At 61.6% G+C, this 19539-nt stretch carries 19 protein-coding genes and 1 tRNA gene; 16 read left to right on the top strand and 4 right to left on the bottom strand.

The features are described 5' to 3' along the window. The first annotated feature begins 99 nt into the window (after positions 1-99). From ACOEQ1_RS08485 to ACOEQ1_RS08430, 12 genes are all read left to right on the top strand, one after another. A tRNA-Ser gene (locus ACOEQ1_RS08485) sits at positions 100-192 on the top strand. 186 nt (positions 193-378) lie between these two features. Further along, the gene (locus ACOEQ1_RS08480; RefSeq protein WP_419758825.1) at positions 379-1026 is read left to right on the top strand and encodes a 2OG-Fe(II) oxygenase family protein; all 648 of its coding nucleotides are present in this window, start codon (positions 379-381) and stop codon (positions 1024-1026) included. A 4-nt stretch (positions 1027-1030) separates the two neighbouring features. Continuing rightward, positions 1031-1819: a DeoR/GlpR family DNA-binding transcription regulator gene (locus tag ACOEQ1_RS08475; RefSeq protein ID WP_419758824.1), complete on the top strand. Its 789-nt coding sequence runs from the start codon at positions 1031-1033 to the stop codon at positions 1817-1819. Positions 1820-1938: 119 nt separating this feature from the next. Then, complete coding sequence (glpD, locus tag ACOEQ1_RS08470; RefSeq protein WP_419758823.1) at positions 1939-3483, top strand: glycerol-3-phosphate dehydrogenase; 1545 nt, start codon at positions 1939-1941, stop codon at positions 3481-3483. After that, on the top strand, positions 3480-4586 hold the full coding sequence (locus tag ACOEQ1_RS08465) for an ABC transporter ATP-binding protein (RefSeq protein WP_419758822.1): 1107 nt from the start codon (positions 3480-3482) through the stop codon (positions 4584-4586). Before glpD ends, ACOEQ1_RS08465 begins: the two co-directional genes overlap by 4 nt. A gap of 10 nt (positions 4587-4596) precedes the next feature. Further along, positions 4597-5682, top strand: coding sequence for an ABC transporter ATP-binding protein (locus ACOEQ1_RS08460; protein WP_419758821.1), 1086 nt, complete (start codon positions 4597-4599; stop codon positions 5680-5682). After that, positions 5679-6569 (top strand): carbohydrate ABC transporter permease, encoded by an 891-nt coding sequence (locus ACOEQ1_RS08455; RefSeq protein ID WP_419758820.1) that lies wholly within the window; start codon positions 5679-5681, stop codon positions 6567-6569. Before ACOEQ1_RS08460 ends, ACOEQ1_RS08455 begins: the two co-directional genes overlap by 4 nt. Beyond that, on the top strand, positions 6569-7372 hold the full coding sequence (locus tag ACOEQ1_RS08450; RefSeq protein WP_419760662.1) for a carbohydrate ABC transporter permease: 804 nt from the start codon (positions 6569-6571) through the stop codon (positions 7370-7372). Before ACOEQ1_RS08455 ends, ACOEQ1_RS08450 begins: the two co-directional genes overlap by 1 nt. 14 nt (positions 7373-7386) lie before the next feature. Next, on the top strand, positions 7387-7665 hold the full coding sequence (locus tag ACOEQ1_RS08445) for a DUF2160 domain-containing protein (RefSeq protein WP_419758819.1): 279 nt from the start codon (positions 7387-7389) through the stop codon (positions 7663-7665). 72 nt (positions 7666-7737) lie between these two features. Next, positions 7738-9504 carry an ABC transporter substrate-binding protein gene (locus ACOEQ1_RS08440; protein ID WP_419758818.1) on the top strand — a complete coding sequence of 589 codons (1767 nt, stop codon included), beginning with the start codon at positions 7738-7740 and terminating at the stop codon, positions 9502-9504. Between the two features lie 64 nt (positions 9505-9568). Beyond that, positions 9569-11068, top strand: a complete 1500-nt coding sequence (glpK, locus tag ACOEQ1_RS08435) for a glycerol kinase GlpK (RefSeq protein ID WP_419758817.1) — start codon at positions 9569-9571, stop codon at positions 11066-11068. A 111-nt stretch (positions 11069-11179) separates the two neighbouring features. After that, positions 11180-11830: a hypothetical protein gene (locus tag ACOEQ1_RS08430; RefSeq protein WP_419758816.1), complete on the top strand. Its 651-nt coding sequence runs from the start codon at positions 11180-11182 to the stop codon at positions 11828-11830. Here the strand turns inward: ACOEQ1_RS08430 and ACOEQ1_RS08425 are convergent. The 4 genes from ACOEQ1_RS08425 to ACOEQ1_RS08410 all read right to left on the bottom strand — a co-directional run bounded on the left by ACOEQ1_RS08425 (position 11783) and on the right by ACOEQ1_RS08410 (position 15542). Beyond that, on the bottom strand, positions 11783-12403 hold the full coding sequence (locus ACOEQ1_RS08425; protein ID WP_419758815.1) for a tetratricopeptide repeat protein: 621 nt from the start codon (positions 12401-12403) through the stop codon (positions 11783-11785). The genes ACOEQ1_RS08430 and ACOEQ1_RS08425 overlap by 48 nt on opposite strands. 128 nt (positions 12404-12531) lie before the next feature. Beyond that, positions 12532-13011, bottom strand: coding sequence for a c-type cytochrome (locus tag ACOEQ1_RS08420; RefSeq protein WP_419758814.1), 480 nt, complete (start codon positions 13009-13011; stop codon positions 12532-12534). A 388-nt stretch (positions 13012-13399) separates the two neighbouring features. Further along, positions 13400-14557 (bottom strand): mandelate racemase/muconate lactonizing enzyme family protein, encoded by a 1158-nt coding sequence (locus ACOEQ1_RS08415; RefSeq protein WP_419758813.1) that lies wholly within the window; start codon positions 14555-14557, stop codon positions 13400-13402. 250 nt (positions 14558-14807) lie between these two features. Then, complete coding sequence (locus ACOEQ1_RS08410; RefSeq protein WP_419758812.1) at positions 14808-15542, bottom strand: FadR/GntR family transcriptional regulator; 735 nt, start codon at positions 15540-15542, stop codon at positions 14808-14810. A gap of 513 nt (positions 15543-16055) precedes the next feature. Between ACOEQ1_RS08410 and ACOEQ1_RS08405 the strand changes: the two genes are divergently transcribed. From ACOEQ1_RS08405 to ACOEQ1_RS08390, 4 genes are all read left to right on the top strand, one after another. After that, positions 16056-16811 (top strand): ribonuclease activity regulator RraA, encoded by a 756-nt coding sequence (locus ACOEQ1_RS08405; protein ID WP_419758811.1) that lies wholly within the window; start codon positions 16056-16058, stop codon positions 16809-16811. A gap of 129 nt (positions 16812-16940) precedes the next feature. Beyond that, positions 16941-18227, top strand: coding sequence for an MFS transporter (locus ACOEQ1_RS08400; protein WP_419758810.1), 1287 nt, complete (start codon positions 16941-16943; stop codon positions 18225-18227). Between the two features lie 168 nt (positions 18228-18395). Beyond that, entirely contained in the window at positions 18396-18695 is a 300-nt protein-coding gene (locus tag ACOEQ1_RS08395) for a putative quinol monooxygenase (RefSeq protein ID WP_419758809.1), read from the top strand. A 112-nt stretch (positions 18696-18807) separates the two neighbouring features. Beyond that, a complete protein-coding gene (locus ACOEQ1_RS08390) occupies positions 18808-19536 on the top strand; it encodes an alpha/beta hydrolase (RefSeq protein ID WP_419758808.1) in 729 nt (242 codons plus the stop codon). Positions 19537-19539: the final 3 nt, after the last annotated feature.

The raw sequence follows: 19539 nt of genomic DNA, 5'->3' as shown, positions 1-19539 counted from the left end.
GTCACCATTGGATTGGACGGCGGCCACTGATTGACCGAGGGGGTAGGGGTCGCTAGAACGGCTTTGCAAACGTCGTGTGACTGGTTTGCTTCTCCCGGCGGAGGGGTGGCCGAGTGGCTGAAGGCGGCGGTTTGCTAAACCGTTGTACGGCGTCAAGCCGTACCGTGAGTTCGAATCTCATCCCCTCCGCCAATTCAAACCTCCTGTGGTTTTGATCGCTCTTCGCGTGACCGGTTGGCGTTCGTTGCCCCGATTTAAATCCCCTAAGGGTTGAAGGGCTCGCGCACCTGGAGAAACAGCCGATTGGTCTAACGAAATAGATCTTCTCTTTGTTGACAGCAAGGCGCGCCTCTTGCACACGCAAGACGGGGAACGAACATGGCGCGCATCGAAATCAACATTCGCGGTCTTTTCGCGACGCCCGTTGCGGCAGTCGAACTGCCCGATGCTGCGGCGCGAAACGCCGAACTTTCCCGGCTCATCCTGGAAAGGCGCTCCAGCACGCCCTCGATCCAGGCGTCGAACGCCGGTGGTTGGCATTCCGATCGGGAGATTGCCGAATGGGGCGGCCCGCGCGTCGGTGAGGTGCTGACCGCCGCGCGCCATGTCGCCACTCAGATGACGGCCGACCGTCACGGCCAGAAGGTCACGCCGAATTGGACGACGCAGGCCTGGGCGAACGTGAATGGCCCCGGCGACGGCAATATCAGCCACTACCATCCGGGGAGCTTCTGGTCCGGCACTTACTATGTCGACGACGGCGGCTGTGCGAGCGACCCGGCGCTCGGGGGCGAGTTTGAGATGATCGATCCGCGAGGGCCGGGCCCCGGCATGTACGCGCCCGCGCTCAAGTTCGCCGGGGACGACGGCGCTTCTGTCGGCAGCGGGGAGACTATCCGCCCGAGGCCTGGCTTGCTGTTCCTGTTTCCCTCGTGGCTGTTCCACCAGGTCCGGCCTTACCGTGGCACGGGCTTGCGTATCTCCATAGCTTTCAATTTCGGTGTGTCCTTCGCGGCGAACAGCTAGCCCTGTGGACACCCTCCGGCCGGCCTCGCGGCGTCAACAGGAAATCGCCACCCTGGTCCGCGAGACCGGGCGCGTGGCCGTCGAGGATCTGGTCGTCCGGTTCGGCGTTACGCCGCAGACGATCCGGCGTGACCTCAATGACCTGAGCGAGGCGCGGCTGATCACGCGGACCCATGGCGGGGCTGTCGTCGCCTCGGGTGTCGAGAACCTTGCCTACGAGGCCCGCAAGCTGGTGGCGCAGTCGAATAAACGCCGGATCGGAGCGGCCGCGGCTCAACTCATTCCCGACCATTCATCGCTCTTCATCAATCTGGGGACGACAACCGAGGAGGTAGCGCAGGCGATCGTCGGCCGCACCGGACTTCTCGTGATCACCAACAACATCAACGTCGCCAACGTCCTGTATCGCAACAGCGCCATAAACTTGATCATCGCCGGTGGCGCCATCCGTGCGAGCGACGGCGGCATAGTCGGGCAGATGGCAGCCGACATCATCCGCCAATTCAAGGTTGACCTCGCTATCATCGGCACCTCGGCGATCGACGAGGACGGCACGCTGCTGGACTACGATGTTCGCGAGGTCCAGGTATCGCGGGCCATCATCGAGAATGCACGGCGCATCGTTCTTGTCACGGACCAGACGAAATTCAACCGGCGAGCTCCGGTTCGAATTGCGCAGTTGGATGAAATCGATGTCCTGGTGACGGATCGTCTGCCTTCCAAAATGACGGAACTCTTCCAGAGGCTCGGTATAGAGGTCATAGAGACCGGCGGAGACCCGGAGGACGATTAGCCACGGTCGGTTCTCGGCCCTGTCCGTGCCGGGCTGATCGCTTGCATGTTCGAATTTTTCGTGGTTCATTTGCGTTTATGGGCGCTCGCCAGAGGCGCTGCTATGGGAATGAAGCGCAGTTGGACATCAACGCTCCAGAAAGCGTCTTCGACTTGGCCATCATCGGAGGTGGGATAAACGGTTGCGGCATCGCCCGTGATGCCGCCGGGCGCGGCTGGCGCGTCTTTCTGTGCGAGAAGAGCGACCTCGGCTCCGGCACTTCGAGCGCCTCGACCAAGCTTATCCACGGCGGCCTGCGCTACCTTGAACATTACGAGTTCCGGCTGGTGCGCGAGGCGCTTATGGAGCGGGAGGTTTTGTGGAGCATCGCGCCCCATATCGTCTGGCCCCTGCGATTCCTGCTGCCCTATCACAAGAAACTCAGGCCGCGCTGGCTTCTGCGCCTCGGTCTGTTCCTCTACGATAATATCGGTGGCCGGAAGAAACTGCCGAAGACGCGAGTTGTCGATCTGACGCGTGATCCAGTCGGCGAACCACTGAAATCCGAATTCAAGCGCGGGTTCGAATATTCCGATTGCTGGGTGGAAGATTCACGTCTCGTCGTACTCAACGCGATGGCGGCGGCCGAACTCGGCGCCACCATCGCACCCCGCACGAACTGCATTTCGGCCGAGCGCCGCGACGGACTATGGAACGTGGTTGTGCGCGATGAGGAGACAGGACAAGCCACCACGATCCAGGCAAGGGCGTTGGTGAATGCGGCGGGTCCCTGGGTCGGGGACGTGGCGCAGGCCGTCATGCGCAGCAACAGCCGTGCGCCCGTCAGGCTGGTTCAAGGCAGCCACATCGTCGTTCCAAAACTATACGACCACGCGGGCTGCTACATTTTCCAGAACGAAGACAAGCGTATCTTCTTTGTAATTCCCTATGAGCAGGATTTCACGCTCATCGGTACGACCGATCAGGACTACAAGGGCGATCCGGCGCTTGTGCATGCGACGGCGGAGGAGGTGGATTACCTCTGCCGTTCCGCGAACGACTATCTGCGTGTCCCGGTCATGCCCGACGCGGTTGTATGGGCCTATTCCGGCGTTCGTCCGCTTTATGATGAAAGCGGTGAAAGCGCGGCGCAGGCCGCCACGCGTGATTATGTGTTGAAGCTGGATGTCGAAGGTGGCGCGCCGCCTCTACTGTCCGTGTTCGGCGGCAAGATCACGACCTACCGGCGTCTCGCGGAAGCGGCGCTCGCGCAGTTGTCTCCGCATCTGCCTGCGGCAACCGGCAAGGCGGCGGGCTGGACCGGCAGAACGCCCCTGCCTGGCGGAGATTTCCCGATGCAAGGGTTCGAGGTGACGCTGAGAGCCGCCGCGGCGCGCTATCCCTTCCTTTCGGAGACCCATCTGCGCCGGTTGCTTCGCGCCTATGGCACGCGCATCCACGGCATGCTTGCCGGGGCTCGGGGCGCGGCCGACCTTGGTCCGGTCTTCGGCGCTGATCTCACCGAAGCCGAACTGCTGTATCTCGTCCGTTCTGAATGGGCTCGCACAACTCAGGACGTGCTTTGGCGGCGCAGCAAACTCGGCCTCCGGCTTTCCAAGGCTGAGGCAAGCCGCGTGGAGGACGCCCTGCGGCGCATCGTGCCGACGCAGGAGCCTGTCTCGTGAGCCTTCAACTCGATCATGTTGGTCTCAAGCTCGGGCAGGATGTCATCATCGATGACGTGACCCTGACCTTCGAGCGCGGCACCATGAACGTGCTGCTCGGCCCCACTCTCTCCGGCAAGACGACGCTGATGCGGCTGATGGCCGGGCTCGACAAGCCAAGCACAGGAGCGATCACGGTGGATGGCGTGAACGTCGGCGGCGTGCCGGTGCGCAAGCGATCCGTGGCGATGGTCTACCAGCAGTTCGTGAACTATCCGTCGCTGACGGTTTACGAAAACATCGCGTCGCCTTTGCGCGTCGCCGGGCTCCCGAAGGCCGAGATCGAGAACCGGGTCCGCGAAGCCTCCCGCGTGCTGCGGCTCGACCCCTATCTAGCCCGGCTGCCTGCCCAGCTTTCGGGCGGCCAGCAACAACGGACGGCGATTGCCCGCGCCCTGGTCAAGCACGCCGATCTGGTGCTGCTCGACGAACCGCTGGCGAACCTCGACTACAAGCTGCGCGAGGAGTTGCGGGAGGAGTTACCCAAGCTCTTTGCGGCGACCGGCACCATCCTTGTCTACGCAACCACCGAGCCGGCCGAGGCTCTGCTGTTGGGCGGCACCACCGCCACGCTGTGGCAGGGCCGGGTGACGCAGATCGGCTCGACGCCCGCCGTCTACCGCCGGCCGGCCAATATCGATGCAGCGCGCGTTTTTTCGGACCCGCCGCTCAACGAGATGGCGGTGACGCTTCAAGGCGGCGAGGCCATCCTCCCTGACGGCCGGCGGATGTCGGCTCATGCGTTGCTCCCCGGCTTGCCCGATGGCTCGTATCGGATCGGCTTCCGTGTCGAGGATGCCAGCCTTGGGCAACCCTCGAGTAATCGCGATGTCTTCGGCGGGAAGGTTGCCGTGACCGAGATCAGCGGCTCCGAGAGCTTCGTGCATCTCGATGTGGGCTTCGCGGTGTGGGTGAGCCTCGTTCTCGGCGTGCACGACTGGCAGCCGGGTGCAGCGGCAGAGATCAGTATCGACCCTCGGCGCCTTTTCGTCTTCGACACCGTCGGAACCCTTGTCCGGGCTCCCGAAAGCTTCGCCGCCCGTCCCTTGACCGCGATGGCCTGAGGAAAACCCGATGGCAAGTATCACTCTCGATCACATCGCCCATGCTTATCCGGGGCCGGCCGGAATGTCGCCTCAGTACGCGCTGAAGCCGATCGATCATGTCTGGCGCCAGGGCCGCGCTTACGCGCTGCTCGGTCCTTCGGGCTGCGGAAAGACCACGCTGCTCAACATTATCTCGGGACTCGTCATCCCATCCGAAGGGCGGCTGCTTTTTGACAATCGGGATGTGACTCAACTCTCGACCGAGAAGCGCAACATCGCTCAGGTCTTCCAGTTCCCGGTCATCTACGACACGATGACGGTCGCCGAGAATCTTGCTTTCCCGCTTAAGAACCGGCGCATGGATCGCGCATCCATCGAGCGGCGCGTGAGCGAAATCGCCGATTTGCTCGATCTCCGGCCGGTGCTGAACCGCCGTGCGCGCGGCCTCACCGCCGACGCGAAGCAGAAGATTTCGCTCGGGCGTGGTCTTGTCCGCGCGGATGTGTCAGCGGTGCTCTTCGACGAGCCGCTGACGGTGATCGATCCGGCGCTGAAGTGGGAACTGCGCTCGAAGCTCAAGGCGGTGCATCAGGCGCTCGACATGCTGATGATCTATGTGACGCATGACCAGGTGGAGGCGCTGACTTTTGCCGATGAGGTGGTCGTCATGAAGGATGGCGCGGTGCTGCAGATCGGCACGCCGGCGGATCTTTTCGAGCGGCCGGCTCACAGCTTCGTCGGCTATTTCATCGGCTCGCCCGGCATGAATTTCCTGCCGGTTGTCGTCTCGGGCAGCCGCGCGGCCGTCGATACCGAAGTGTTCGAGCTCGGTGTCGGGTACGCCATTGCGGCGGCGGGGAAGCGCGTGGAACTCGGCTTCCGGCCTGACTATGCCACGGTTCTGCCCAGCGGCGGAATGCCTGTGCGTATTCTGAAGGTCGAGGATCTCGGTCGCCGCCGACTGGCGCGCGTGGCGCTCGGGGCGCATGAGGCGGTCGCAACGCTGCCGCCGGAGGTCGACCTCGCACCCGGCGAGACAGGCGGCCTGCATGTTCCGCCGGAGCATTTGCACGTCTTTGTCGATGAGGTAAGGGTCGAGGGTCGCGCAGCATGATGGATAAACCTTGGAGCAACCGCGCCTGGTTCTTGGTGATCCCGGTTCTGGTCGTCGTCCTGTTCTCGTCGCTGCTGCCGATGATGACCGTCGTGAATTACTCCGTTCAGGATACGATGGGACAGAACAGCTTTTTCTGGAACGGCGTCGCCTGGTTCCAGAACCTGCTCGATCCTACAACCGACATGGGCGGACGCTTTGCCAGCGCGCTGGTGCGAAACCTCATCTTCTCACTCGTCGTGCTGTTGATCGAATTGCCGCTCGGCATCGCGGTCGCCATTTGCATCCCGCGTCACGGCTGGAAGGTGGGCGCGACACTCGTGCTCATCGCGCTACCGCTGCTGATCCCCTGGACGGTCGTCGGCACGATCTGGGAGATCTTCGCGCGCCAGGATATCGGCCTGTTCGGGGCCGCGCTCAACGGCCTCGGGGTACACTACAACGATACGGAAGATGCCACGTCCGCCTGGGCAACCATCGTCGTCATGGATGTCTGGCACTGGACGGGCATGATCGCGCTTCTCTCCTATGCGGGGCTCAAGGCCATACCCGACGCGTTCTATCAGGCAGCGCGCATCGACGGCGCCAGCCGCTGGTCTGTCTTCCGGAACATCGAACTGCCGAAACTGCAGAAGGTGCTCGTCATCGCAATTCTGCTCCGCTTCATGGAAAGCTTCATGATCTATACCGAGCCATCGGTCGTCACCGGTGGCGGCCCGGGTGAGGCGACGAGCTTCCTCTCACTTGACCTTGTCAAGATTGCACTCGGTCAGGTCGATCTCGGCAATGCGGCGGCGATGTCGATCGTTTATTATCTCATCACGCTCACGATCTGCTACGTCTTCTTCACGATCATGACGCAGCTCGACCAGAGGAAGGGTTTGTGATGCGGTTCCAAGGGCGCAACATCGGGATCGCGGTGTACCTGATCATCTTGTTCTTGCCGATCTACTGGCTCGTGAACATGAGCTTCAAGACCAACTTCGAGATCACGAGCCGGCTGAGCTTCTGGCCGCACCAGTTCACCCTCGGCAACTACGCGCATATTTTCTTCAGCCCGGTTTGGCGCGGCGGGTTCATTCATTCCCTAACCTACACCTGCCTGAACACGGTCATCTCGGTGACGTTGGCGCTACCCGCCGCCTACGCGTTCAGCCGCTACCGCTTCATTGGCGACAAGCATCTGTTCTTCTGGCTGCTGTCCAACCTGATGGCGCCCCCTGCGGTCTTCGCAATGCCGTTCTTCAACCTCTATTACTCGGTCGGCCTGTTCGATACCGTTTGGGCAGTAGCGCTCGCCCATTGCCTGTTCAACGTTCCACTCGCCGTTTGGATTCTCGAGGGTTTCATCTCCGGCATCCCACGGGAGATCGACGAAACGGCGGCGTTGGACGGCTACTCGTTCCCGCGTTTTTTCGTGAAGATCTTCCTGCCTCTTATCGCCAACGGCATCGGCGTGGCGGCCTTCTTCTGCTTCATGTTTTCCTGGGTCGAACAACTGCTGGCGTCCACGCTCACCACGATCAACGCCAAGCCGATCGTCTCGGTAATGACGCAGATTTACTCCGCGGCGGGAGAGGATTGGGGCTTGCTCGCGGCTGCCGGGGTGTTGACGATGATACCCGGCGCCATCGTCATCTGGTTTGTCCGCAACCACATCGCCAAGGGCTTCGCCCTTGGGCGTGTCTGACGAGGGAGACGGACATGTTCGCGTGGATGGCCTGGACATGGGCGACGGCCGGTTTCTTCGCGGTCATTCTGCTGCTTCTGGTGCTGATGACGGTGCTGGCGGTTTATCGGCCGGAAACGCCGAAGCGTGGCGTGCTGGGGTTTCCGACGACGCGTGGCGACCGCCTGTTCGTATCTCTGGTCGGTAGCGGCATCATATTCATTATTTGGATTCGCATAACAGGCGGCGACAACCTGTGGTATCCTACAGGCATCGCGCTTCTCTACGGAGCTGCGATGTTCCGCTTTGCCTGATGATTAGCAGTCCGGTTAAACGATCACGCGTGATGGCACGCGTGGCGCCGGAATTAGGGAGACAAGAAAATAATGAAAAGACGTGATGTAATGAAAGGTGGCGCGGCGGCAGCAGCAAGCGCCGCCATCCTCCTTCACTCCGCTCCCTCTCACGCGCAGCAGGTGGATGCGGCGAAGAAATGGATCGACAACGAGTTCCAGCCGTCGACGCTGAGCAAGGATCAGCAAATGGCGGAAATGGAATGGTTCATCAATGCCGCCAAGCCATACGCGGGCATGACTCTCAATACGGTGTCCGAGATCCTGAATATCCATCAATACGAGTCCTCGGTTCTGACCAAGGCCTTCGCTGAGATCACCGGCATCAAGGTCAATCACGACCTGATGGATGAAGGGCTGCTCGTCGACAAGATCGAGGTCGAGATGCAGTCGGGACACCCGATCTACGATTTCTGGATGAATGACTCGGACTTCATCGGGACCCATCCGCGGTACAACGACATCGTCGATGGTTCCTTGACCGACTTCATGGCGAATAACGGCAAGGACGTCACGAACCCTAACCTGGACCTGAACGATTTCATCGGGCTGTCCTTTGGCAAGTTCACCGACGGCAAGCTCTACCAGCTGCCGGATCAGCAGTTCGCGAACCTCTACTGGTTCCGTTATGACTGGTTCAAGCGTCCCGAGCTCAAGGCGCAGTTCAAGGCCAAGTTCGGCTATGAGCTGGGCGTTCCCGTGAACTGGTCCGCCTACGAGGACATCGCCGACTTCTTCACCAATGACGTAAAGACGCTCGACGGCGTGCGCGTCTATGGCCACATGGATTACGGCAAGAAGGACCCGAGCCTCGGTTGGCGCTTTACGGATGCATGGCTTTCGATGGCTGGTGCCGGTGATCGTGGCCTGCCGAATGGCCTGCCGGTCGATGAGTGGGGTGTTCGCAACGAGGACGGCCGTCCACGCGGTTCCTCCATCACGCGCGGCGGCGACGCGAACGGCCCGGCTGCCGTCTACGCGCTGACGAAGTACGTCGAGTGGCTGAAGAAATATGCCCCGCCTGAAGCTGCCGGCATGGACTTCCTCGAAGCCGGTCCGGTTCCTGGCCAAGGCCACATTGCCCAGCAGATCTTCTGGTACACGACCTTCTCCGCCACCATGAACCAGCCCGGCTCGCCAATGATGAATGCGGACGGCACGCCGAAGTGGCGCATGGCGCCATCACCCCATGGCCCATACTGGAAGCAGGGTATGAAGCTCGGCTACCAGGATTGCGGCTGCTGGACGATGCTGAAGTATGCGCCGATGGAGAAGATCAAGGCCGGCTGGCTCTATGCCCAGTTCAGCGTCTCCAAGACTGTGACACTGAAGAAGTCTTTGCTCACTCAGCATCTCATCCGCGAGAGCGACATCCAGAGCCAGGCGATGACGGATGCGGCGCCGAAGATGGGCGGTCTCGTCGAGTTCTATCGTGGGCCGGCCGTGAAGCAGTGGACGCCGACCGGCGTCAACGTGCCAGACTACGGCAAGATGGCACAGGTCTGGTGGCAGAACGTCTCCAACGCAATCGCGGGCTCCGTGACCCCGCAACAGGCGATGGACGGTCTGGCGCGCGACCAGGATGCGATCATGACGCGCATCCAGCGTTCCGGCGTGCAGGGTGATCGCGGGCCGCTGATGAACAAGCCGCAAAGCGCCGAATACTGGTACCAGCGGGCCGAAAAGGACGGCAATCTGGCACCGCAGCGCAAGCTTGCGAATGAGAAGCCGCAGGGCGAGACAGTGGATTATGACGAGCTGATCAAGAGCTGGTCGGCGCCCACCACCAACAAGACCTGACCGACGCCTGATGACGGGGGCTCGGCGACGGGCCCCCGTCATGACAACCTGAACGGCATCACTCATGGCTTCGCATATACTCGTCATCGACCAAGGCACGACCTCCACCCGCTCCATCGTCTTCGATGAGGCGCTCAAGCCCATCGCCAGCGCCCAGGAGGAGTTTCCTCAAATCTTTCCCCAGCCGGGCTGGGTCGAGCACAATCCTGAAACCCTCTGGGCGACGGCGCTCGGCACAGCGCGCGGGGCGCTGGCCCAGGCTGGACTGGAGGCCGCGGATATCGCCGGCCTTGGCATCGCCAATCAGCGCGAGACCACCCTGATCTGGGAGCGTGCGACCGGTCGGCCCATCTGCAACGCGATCGTCTGGCAGGATCGCCGCACCGCTGATGTCTGCGAGGCGCTGGAGGCAGCTGGCCACGCGGAGATGGTGGCTGAACGCACCGGGCTCCGCCTCGACCCCTATTTCTCCGCCACCAAGATCGGCTGGATGCTGGACCATGTGCCGGGTGCCCGAGCCCGCGCCGAGGCCGGGGCACTGGCCTTCGGGACGGTCGACAGCTTCCTGATTTGGCGCCTGACAGAGGGCGCTGTCCACGCCATCGACGCCACAAATGCCTCCCGCACGCTCCTCTGCGATATCCGAACGGCAACCTGGGATGACGAGTTGCTGCAGCTCTTTCGTGTCCCTGCGTCGCTACTGCCTGAAATCCGTGACTGCGCGGGGGATTTTGGGTCGACCCGCCCCGATCTGCTGGGCGGCGGCATTGCCATTCGCGGCGTCGCAGGGGACCAGCAGGCGGCGCTCATCGGACAGGCCTGTTTCGCGCCTGGCACGGTCAAAGCCACCTACGGCACAGGCGGCTTTGTGCTGCTCAATATAGGGGCGGAGCCCAAACGCTCGCGGCACCGGTTGTTGACGACCATCGCCTGGCAGCGGCGTGGAGAGCGGCGTTATGCGTTGGAGGGCTCGATCTTCTCCGCTGGCGCCAGTGTGCAATGGCTGCGGGACGGGCTTGGCCTCGTCGAGAACTCGGCAGAGACCGGGCGGCTGGCCGAAGCCTCGGACCCGGCCCAGCCGGTTTATCTGGTGCCGGCCTTCACGGGCCTCGGCGCACCCTACTGGAATAGCCACGCCCGCGCCCTCGTCGCCGGTATCACCCGCGGCACGACAAAGAAGGAATTCGCGCGCGCGGTGCTGGAAAGTGTCGGCTATCAGACGCGGGACCTTCTGGAAGCGATGCTGGCCGACCACGGGGAGCCGATCGCGGATCTGGTCTTCCGTGTCGATGGCGGCATGTCCGCAAATGACTGGACCATGCAATTCCTCGCGGACATGCTGGAGGTCACGGTCGAGCGCCCCGCCTTCCGAGAGACAACGGCAATGGGCGCCGGCTATCTTGCGGGCCTCGATGCCGGGCTTTATCCGGAGCCCGAGGATTTTGCGCGCAGCTGGTCGATGGACCGCCGCTTCGAGCCGGCGATGAACGAGCAGACGCGGAACCAGAAATATCGCGGCTGGCAGAGAGCGGTGCGGCTGGCGACGATGCCGGATGAAGGTTGAGCCGGCTACAAGGGCGCGATGCGAATTATTTTCCGCTGCGATCCGGCTCTTTCCGAGTTCATCCCAAAGCCGGTCCCTGCACGGCAGGCCTTGCCCGACTGGTTGCGGTCCATGCCCCGGCACGCCTTCTCCGATGTGCATGGCGAGGATGTGCGGACCGTCAAGCAGTGCCCACCCTTCGTCGATGCCATGGGGCAGGGTTTCATCATTCCGCTTCCGTGCGACGTAACGGTGGATGCCGGCCGGCTAAGCTGGAATTGGGATATTCCTGCGCTGGCCGCCGGGCATCATCCGCGCGCGCCGATCAGCTTCCACGCCCCCGCGCAGGTCGAAGGGACGCCCTTTGCCCGGCCGGATCAGGTCATCGTCAAATTCAACAGTTTCTGGACGATCGAGCTGGAGCCTGGCTGGTCCTTGTTCGTGACGCATCCGGTCAATCGCGACGATCTGCCGTTTCGGCTGCTCAGCGGCCTCGTTGATGCCGACCGCTTCCACGATGTCGGCATTCTGTTTCCCGCCGTCTGGCTCGATGCCGGCTTCTCTGGCACGCTGCCGCGCGGCATGCCCATTGCCCAATGCATTCCCATCCCGCGCCAAGCGCCAAGCTTTGAGTATGCCACCTTCGATGCTGCCGAAGCGCGCCGCTACGACGAGACAGCGAACCGCCTGCTGAGCGGCCCCGGCGTCTACCGCCGCGCGTTCCGAGCGTCGCGCTCAGCGGCGGGTGAGGGCGAGGCGGAGGTCGGAGGGCCGGAGCCATAGCGTTCCGGTGCGGCCGGAGACGAGAGCTTGGGCGATCCGCCCGAAGCTATCCGGTTTCAATCGCAGCGCTTCGGCATAGGCATCCATGGCCGCGTCAATTCGTCCGGCCTCTTGCAGAACAATGCCCCGATTGAAGGCGGCCTCATGAAAAGCGGGGCTGAGACGCAGGGCGTTGTGATACGCTTCGGCGGCCTCCGCGTAATCTCGTAAGTCCTCCAGCGTGAGACCAAGACTATACCAGCCGGCGGCGAAATCCGGGTCAAGCGAGAGCGCTTTCCGAAATGCCATGACCGCCATCGCACTGTCCTGCAGTTCGACAAAGAACTGGCCGATGCGGTGAGCGAGCGCGGCGGAAATGGGCCGTCCTTGTAGCGCACGACCAAGCGCCACAGCGGCGGCATCGCGCCGTCCAGACCGGCACAAGGCATCCCCGATCAAGAGCCAGCCTGGCGCATAATCCGCGTATCGCTCCAATGTCGGAAGCAGGGCCGAGGCCGCCGGGTTTCCCGTCGTCAGATACTGCGCCGCCTGCTTGAAGAGAGCCGATGCCGGGGAGTTAGCCAGGAGGGGCAACGCCTTCTTTGACACAACCTGCAAAGCCTTGCTGTGGACCATGGAAACTTGCGATTTCGCCGGAGGCGACCATCGCTTCCTCAGTTATCTGCGCTCGGCTCAATGGCGCCAACCAGTCGGTAGTCCCTCTAGCGCACTTGCGAGATCAGTGGCGTGTTCAAAGTTTCGGCAGAGGTGTAGCTGAGTGGATGCGCATCCGCAGGGTAGCCGTTGCGCTGCAAGATGTAAGCCATGACGACGGCATAGTTCTCCTTCGTCAGGCTGGCCGGGGCGCCCGCCGGCATCTCGAAGGCGATCACGTTGAACATAATCGAAATAGTCGTGTGGTCGCGGGCTGATCCTAAACTTGGCCCGACCAAGGCCGGGCCGATCTTGCCGCGCAGATCTTCCCCGTGGCAGGCGGCACAGTGCTGTTCAAACACGATGCGCCCTTGATCCGCTTCGCTACTCGTGAAGAGTGTGGGAAGTGCGCTGCTGGAAGTCGTATCCGATGCGGCAGCGGCGGCGGCGAAAGGTGCACAAAGCAACATAAACGTAGCCCCTGCACGAAAGACGATTTGGCGCCCCGCCTGCCGCCGGCTTCTCACGTTGCCAATCAGTGTCATCATGTGCACTTCCATTCAGGGCGTGCGAGACTTACGCCGAAGCAATCACGGCGTTTGTAGCATTATACGCATTTCCGGATACTCGCCATTCTCAAAATGCAATTTGTGCCCGGGAAGCTATCAGGCCTTCTTTCAGCAGCGTAGCGCCGGTGCAAGACGAGCGCATCGACGATCGTCCGGGAGTCTCTCGTGTTCACCAACAGCGAGATCAAAGTCCCGGATGCTCCGGGACTTGGCCTTGAACTGGATGAGGAGGCCTGTGCTCGGCACCCGATCCGGCAGTTCGACCCCAGCTTTACATCCGATCGCCCCGAAGGTGCGACACCGTTTGTGAAAGCGTCCGCGGCAGGCTGCCGGGTACCGGTCAGCTTGCCGCGACAGGCGTAGTCCGTTAGTCGAAGATGCCATATCCTGGCACGGCGTGGCGCCGCACGCCCTCCATGTTCAACTCAACGCCGATGCCTGGAGCGTCAGACAACGCGATATGCCCGTCTTTCACAATTGAGCGGGCACCGTTCGGCGCGCGAACATAGCTGTCCCAAGCCTCACGTTCTTCCAGCGCGTGCCACTCCAGAACAAGGAAGTTAGGGACAGCAGCACAAACATGGCTCGTCGCCATAGTTCCCAGGGGTGTCGACACCAAATGAGGCGCGAAGGGAATGTAGTAGATTTCAGCGAGGTTGGCGATCTTTTTGCTTTCGGCGAGGCCGCCGCATTTCGGGACATCCGGCATGATAACGTCGACGGCCTGTTGCTGGAGCAATTCCCTAAAGCCCCAGCGGAGGTAGAGATTTTCTCCAACGCAAATCGGTGTGCGACTGCGCGCGCGCACTTGTCGGAGAGCGTCCACATTCTCGGCCGGGATCGGCTCTTCCAGCCAGAGAAGGTCGAACGGCTCCATGGCCCAGGCAATCCGACAGGCACTCGGCACATCATAACGGGCGTGGAGATCAATGCAGAGATCAATGCCTGGACCGACCGCGTCCCGGACAGCGGCCACGCGCTCGACCATGGATCGAAGCTCGGCTCCGTTGATCGTGTGGTTGGCGGTGTCGAATTTCTCCGGGTGGCTCAGGTCGTCGATGTCGAATTTGATGGCAGTGAACCCATCGGCGACGACACGACGGGCGCGAGCGACACAACCTTCCGTTGAGCCCGAGGGATCATCGCCATCCCCGCAATCTGCATAAAGCCTGACCTGGTCACGGAACTTGCCGCCCAGCATGCGGTAAAGCGGCTGACCGGCGGCCTTCGCCGCCAGGTCCCACAACGCTATCTCGATACCACTCAAGGCAATGAGGAAGATGCCGCCTTGCGGTCCGGCAAAGACATGGCTACGGCGAAGCTTCTCCCAGCAATGTTCAACATTACGTGGATCCTCTCCTATGAGCCCGTGCTTGAGCTCGGAGATGAGGCCGACGATGGCAGCGGCACCCGCGTCAGGGTTAGCCTCGCCAAATCCCGACAGACCCACATCCGTGTCGATACGCACCAGCGTCGCCTTGCCGTGATAGGCGACCACAGCCGTTTTGATGTCCACGATCTTCATTTTTGTCTCCTACCCTGTTGCGTCCGCGCAGTTCCCGCGCTTCCCATCGCCACCCACTCATGCGACAACTTGTCCGATAAGTATATAAGATGATGAGCGGGAAGTTAAGGGGTATTCGCCACGATCTGCAGTGCGGCTCGCGGGGCTAGAACTACGCGCCGGTTGCAGGGAGGGTTGCCCGTGCAACAGCGTCGCGTCGGCTCATGACCGGTTTCTGTTTCGGAAGTCGGCAGCCCAGGCCACTCTTGAATTAAGCTGTGCCCTGTTCAGGCGCCGTGGGTTCATAGAGTGCGTCGGCTTCGCCAACCTTCGACAGAAGCGTGTTTGCCTTGAGGTGCTCCCGCATGGCTCCCTCGGCACGTTCCGGATCGCGCGCCGCCAGCGCCGAGTAGATCACCCGATGTTGGACGGTGGCGCTTGGCAGCGCTTGGGGCGCTTGGTTGCTTATGCGTCGGCTTGCAGACTGCCACCAACGAGATGAGTACATGAAGCGATCAAGGATGCGATTCCGTGTCGCCCTGCAGATCTCCATGTGAAACTCAAGGTCGAGTTCCAGATAGCGATCCTGATCATGCTCACTGGCCGCCATTGCTTCGACCGTGTTGCATAGGCTGTTCAGGTTCTCGGCCGTGAGGGATTTCGCAGCTTGTGCGGCGATCGCCGGCTCCAGAATGAGCCTGGCGTGATGCAGTTCGGCCAGTAATTGGCGCACCTGATGCGACGGCAACCAGTCGATAAGCAGTGGGTTCATGTAGTCCCACTCGGCCGCCTTCCGGAGCGTGACGCGCCGGCCCTGCGCGATGTCGACCATGTCGAGGGAGCTGAGGATTTTCAGGGCTTCCCGTGCCACGGCGCGCGACACACCAAACTCAACCGTTATCTGCCCCTCAGAGGGTACCAGGCCGTCGGCAAACTCGCCGCACGCAATCCGGCCGGCGAGTGCGCGAGCAACCTGTTTAGGCAAGGTGAAGAGCTTGACTTCCATGTGGGTGCTACATACCATGAGCCTGACTGACAAGTCGACAAGTAGATAAGTGCAGCAAAGCACTTGCGCCCAGCCTGCTCGGGAGGTGGGATACCGATGTTCAGACCGCATTTCGCGACAGTATTGCGCCGCCGCTCTAGCGCGGTTCGACCGCACGAGACTTTATCTATTCTCGTGTTTATGCCAGCGAGCAGCGAAGTTCGCTGAAGCAATCGTAAAGCATTGCCCGCATTCAAATGCGCGTCCGGTGTTAGCACCGCTGTGGATGAAACATCCGCGCCGACATAGTGCACGCCCAGGGTATCGAGAGCGGTCCAACGAAGATGAAAAGACTTGTAAAGAGCAGGTTGAAGAAGGTGAGGCATCCCATCAGCTTTGGTTGCCGCCGGTATGGCCTAGGGTTTCCAATGGCTCCCAACGTTTCGGCGAGTCTTCGCATGACGATAAGCAGCCATCCCATCCTGGGCCGGCGCCTGCCCTGATCCGCGCCCCTAAAATTGCTTGGAGATTAGAATGACCTTCAACTTCGATTACAAGGATATCGCGCGGCCGCCGCGCGAACTGGTGGATGCGCTTGCGAAAATCGGTTCGGCGACGTTGAGCAGTGAGTTGAGCCGACATATGGGGATCCGGGACGCGCACATCCGGGGTCCAAAGCCCCTTAAAAAGGGCCGGACCATTGCCGGGCCTGCCTTGACCCTTCAGTGCATGCCAAAGCGCGAAGATCTTTACGGCGATGCGGAGTATGACAACCCCGAGCAGCAGTTGCATCGTCACGTACTTTATCCGACAAAACCGGGCGACGTTGTGGTTGTCGATGCACGCGGTGACCTTGGCAGCGGCATATTCGGCGAGATGATGCTTACATTCTTTGCCGGACGCGGAGGTGCCGGTGTAGTCATCGACGGCTGCATCAGAGACTCAGCCGCCGCTGCCGAGTTGGACCTCGGTATCTGGGTGAAGGACGTAACGCCCAACTATCACGCGCAGACAAACATCATCCCCTTCGCGGTCAACGTGCCGATCGCTTGTGCGAACGTCCTCGTCATACCCGGCGACATCATCGTAGCAGATGACGACGGCGTCGTGCTGGTGCCGATCGGGCTCGCTCCCAAACTGGTCGAGATTGCCGGAGAGCATGCCGAATGGGAAGTGTTCTCGCGGCTCCGCTTGGCGGAAGGCGGTGATATGCGGAAGTACTACCCGCTGAACGCTGAAGGCGAGGCCGAGTACAAGGTCTGGCAGCAAGCCCGCGGCCGTTCCGCGTGAGGCTGTCCGTCCGCCATACAACAGTGCGTCATCGAGAGGCGCCGTCCAATCCGTTGAATTAACAACTCGTCGAGGCTGTCGTGCCGTGCGGCAACGCAGGAGGTCGTCATTTCTGATACCACAACAGGTTTGTCACCCCGGCGCTGGCTGAGGCTGCTCCCGGCCATCTTCATCACATACAGCATCGCTTATGTTGATCGCGCCAACTACGGCTTCGGCGCCGCCGCTGGCATGGCGCACGACCTGCACATCGGTCCCAGCACCTCGTCGCTGCTGGGGTCGCTGTTCTTCCTCGGCTACTTCCTATCCCAGGTACCCGGCGCTGCCTATGCCGGTCAGCGGAGCGCCAAGCGGCTGATCTTCTGGAGTATGATCGCCTGGGGCGTGCTCGCCGCGGCCACCGGCCTCATCCGAGACGTGCCGCTGCTCTTCGCCGACCGTTTCCTGTTGGGCGTCGTCGAGAGCACGGTCTTTCCTGGGCTGCTGATCCTTCTATCTCATTGGTTCACCGGCCGTGAACGGTCGCGCGCCAACACAATCCTCATCCTGGGCAATCCGATCACTGTGCTGTGGATGTCGATCGTCTCCGGCTACCTGGCCAGCAGCATCGGCTGGCGCGGTATGTTCATCGCCGAGGGGATACCGTCCGTGTTGTGGGCCGTGGTCTGGTGGCGGCTGATCGACGACGCGCCCCGAGACGCGGCTTGGCTCAGCCCGGCCGAGCGGGACGCGATCGAGGCTCGGCTGGCATTGGAACAGCAGCACATCGTGCCGGTACGAAGCTATCGCGAGGCGTTCCTGAGTCGCCCGGTCATCCTGTTGTCCCTGCTGTACCTGTTCGCCAGCATTGGGGGCTACGGCTTTATCCTCTGGCTACCGTCGATGCTGAAAAGCGGCTCGAAGCTCGGCATGGTGGACATCGGGTGGTTGTCGGCCGGACCTTACTGCGCGGCAGTGATCGTGATGCTGATAGTCTCGTTCGTCTCGGACCGCTGGCAAGTGAGGAAGGGCGTCGTGTGGCCGTTCGTGTTGCTGGCATCGCTTGCCCTTTCTGCGTCCTACCTGCTCGGACCCAATCATTTCTGGGGCTCGTACGCGTTGCTGGTAGTGTGCGGGGCGGCGATATACGCTTTCGTCGGGCCGTTCTTCGCCTGGATCACAGAGTTGCTTCCACGCAACGTCGCCGGGGCGTCGATGGCCCTGATCAACAGTAGCGGCGCGTTGGGTTCCTTTATCGGCACCTATTTCGTGGGCTACCTCAACGGCGCCACTGGTGGCAACGGTGCGTCCTTTCTTTTCATGGCGGCAAGCATGCTGATCGCCGCGGGCCTTACGCTAACGGTCCCACGGCCGAGCGTGGCCTCAATGCGCGCGAGGGAGCGGTCCGCGCCCACCCGCGCTGAGCGCGCGTTGTAACCAGTCAAAATATCGCCGCCGAAAGGTTCTCGCCCGTCACCTGGAGGTCGACGCCCCTGGTGCCGTGTCAGGTAAGCTCGAGCACATTGAAGTTGCGTTCGGCCAATTAATCTAGTTTTATGAACGAACGTAAGCGGGTATCGACTGCTCAAGTAGAGGACATTTCCGATGGCGAGGCTGGCGCTACTTGTTGAGTTGCAGGCTAAACCAGGAAAGGAATCCGAAGTCGAGGCCTTTTTAGAAAAGGAGGCTTCCCTGGTACGAGGCGAGCCAGGAACGCTGTCTTGGCATGCGGCAAGAGTTGAAGGGCAGGCGGGCGCTTATCGTATCTTCGATACTTTTGAAGTTGAAGCTGACCGTGAGGCTCACCTGAACGGCGAAGCTGGCAGGGAGCTTGTAGAGAAGGCGGAGGAGTTGTTCTCAGCGGCTCCCAAAGCTTACCGGCTTCAGGTGATTGCCCAGAAGTAAAGCCTCACAAAGGCTCCCCGTTGTCCAACGGACGATAATTGTGGGGGAGTTTATTTTGCCGCGAGGCTAAGCCGCAATCGGCAGGTTGCATCGAGCAGTCGGAGGCACTTGCATGGCTATCGACACATCAAAGCCTACCATAGTGCTCGTGCACGGCGCCGTCGAAGATTCGTCGCTCTGGACCCATGGCGTGATCCAGGGGCTCCAGCGCGACGGCTACCCCGTTAAGGTCTTCTCCAATCCCTTGCGCGGCGTTGCCAGTGACGCGGCCTATTTGCAAAGCCTGTTGGACACGATCGAGGGGCCTGTGCTCCTCGTTTCCCACGCCTATGGCGGGGCCGTTATCACCCAGGCCGGGGACGATCCTAAGGTCAAGGGCCTCATCTACGCGGGTTCCCCTATGCCCGCGGTGGGGGAATGTGCAAATGACTGTCTCACTCGGTTTCCCGGCGGCGACTTCGCCACCTCCGCCGATCTGATCCCTTTCACCTTGCCGGACGGCACTACCGGCACGAATATTCTCATCAAGCCGGACAGATACGCCTACCTCCTTGCCGCTGATGTGCCTGAGGACAAGCTCGCCCTCATGATCGCCACCCAACGCCCCATTGCCGCAAGCGCCCTCAGCGACGTGCTGACATCAGCGGCATGGACCACCAAGCCAAGCTGGCAAATCAGACCTCTGCTTGATCCGGTCATTCCCCAGGAAGAATTCCAGTTCGAAGCGGATCGTGCCCGGTCTCACGTGACCGAGGTGCGGTCTTCGCACGCGATCCCCGTCTCTTCTCCAGACGTCGTGCTCGATGTGATCAAACAGGCTGCCCAGGCAGTCTCTTCCTGAGGG

It is taken from the genome of Acidisoma sp., assembly GCF_965199065.1.
Classification (GTDB): domain Bacteria; phylum Pseudomonadota; class Alphaproteobacteria; order Acetobacterales; family Acetobacteraceae; genus Acidisoma.
Note: the sequence above shows the minus strand (reverse complement) of the source record. Positions and strands in the feature narration are given on the sequence as shown.

Excerpts from the sequence above, each read along its gene's own strand:
- ACOEQ1_RS08460 (WP_419758821.1), top strand. The coding sequence starts at position 4,597 with ATGGCAAGTATCACTCTCGATCACATCGCCCATGCTTATCCGGGGCCG.
- ACOEQ1_RS08450 (WP_419760662.1), top strand. The coding sequence starts at position 6,569 with ATGCGGTTCCAAGGGCGCAACATCGGGATCGCGGTGTACCTGATCATC.
- ACOEQ1_RS08480 (WP_419758825.1), top strand. The coding sequence starts at position 379 with ATGGCGCGCATCGAAATCAACATTCGCGGTCTTTTCGCGACGCCCGTT.
- ACOEQ1_RS08420 (WP_419758814.1), bottom strand. The coding sequence starts at position 13,011 with ATGATGACACTGATTGGCAACGTGAGAAGCCGGCGGCAGGCGGGGCGC.
- ACOEQ1_RS08445 (WP_419758819.1), top strand. The coding sequence starts at position 7,387 with ATGTTCGCGTGGATGGCCTGGACATGGGCGACGGCCGGTTTCTTCGCG.
- ACOEQ1_RS08415 (WP_419758813.1), bottom strand. The coding sequence starts at position 14,557 with ATGAAGATCGTGGACATCAAAACGGCTGTGGTCGCCTATCACGGCAAG.
- ACOEQ1_RS08405 (WP_419758811.1), top strand. The coding sequence starts at position 16,056 with ATGACCTTCAACTTCGATTACAAGGATATCGCGCGGCCGCCGCGCGAA.
- ACOEQ1_RS08395 (WP_419758809.1), top strand. The coding sequence starts at position 18,396 with ATGGCGAGGCTGGCGCTACTTGTTGAGTTGCAGGCTAAACCAGGAAAG.
- ACOEQ1_RS08390 (WP_419758808.1), top strand. The coding sequence starts at position 18,808 with ATGGCTATCGACACATCAAAGCCTACCATAGTGCTCGTGCACGGCGCC.
- glpK (WP_419758817.1), top strand. The coding sequence starts at position 9,569 with ATGGCTTCGCATATACTCGTCATCGACCAAGGCACGACCTCCACCCGC.
- ACOEQ1_RS08430 (WP_419758816.1), top strand. The coding sequence starts at position 11,180 with ATGCCCCGGCACGCCTTCTCCGATGTGCATGGCGAGGATGTGCGGACC.
- ACOEQ1_RS08410 (WP_419758812.1), bottom strand. The coding sequence starts at position 15,542 with ATGGAAGTCAAGCTCTTCACCTTGCCTAAACAGGTTGCTCGCGCACTC.
- ACOEQ1_RS08455 (WP_419758820.1), top strand. The coding sequence starts at position 5,679 with ATGATGGATAAACCTTGGAGCAACCGCGCCTGGTTCTTGGTGATCCCG.
- ACOEQ1_RS08440 (WP_419758818.1), top strand. The coding sequence starts at position 7,738 with ATGAAAAGACGTGATGTAATGAAAGGTGGCGCGGCGGCAGCAGCAAGC.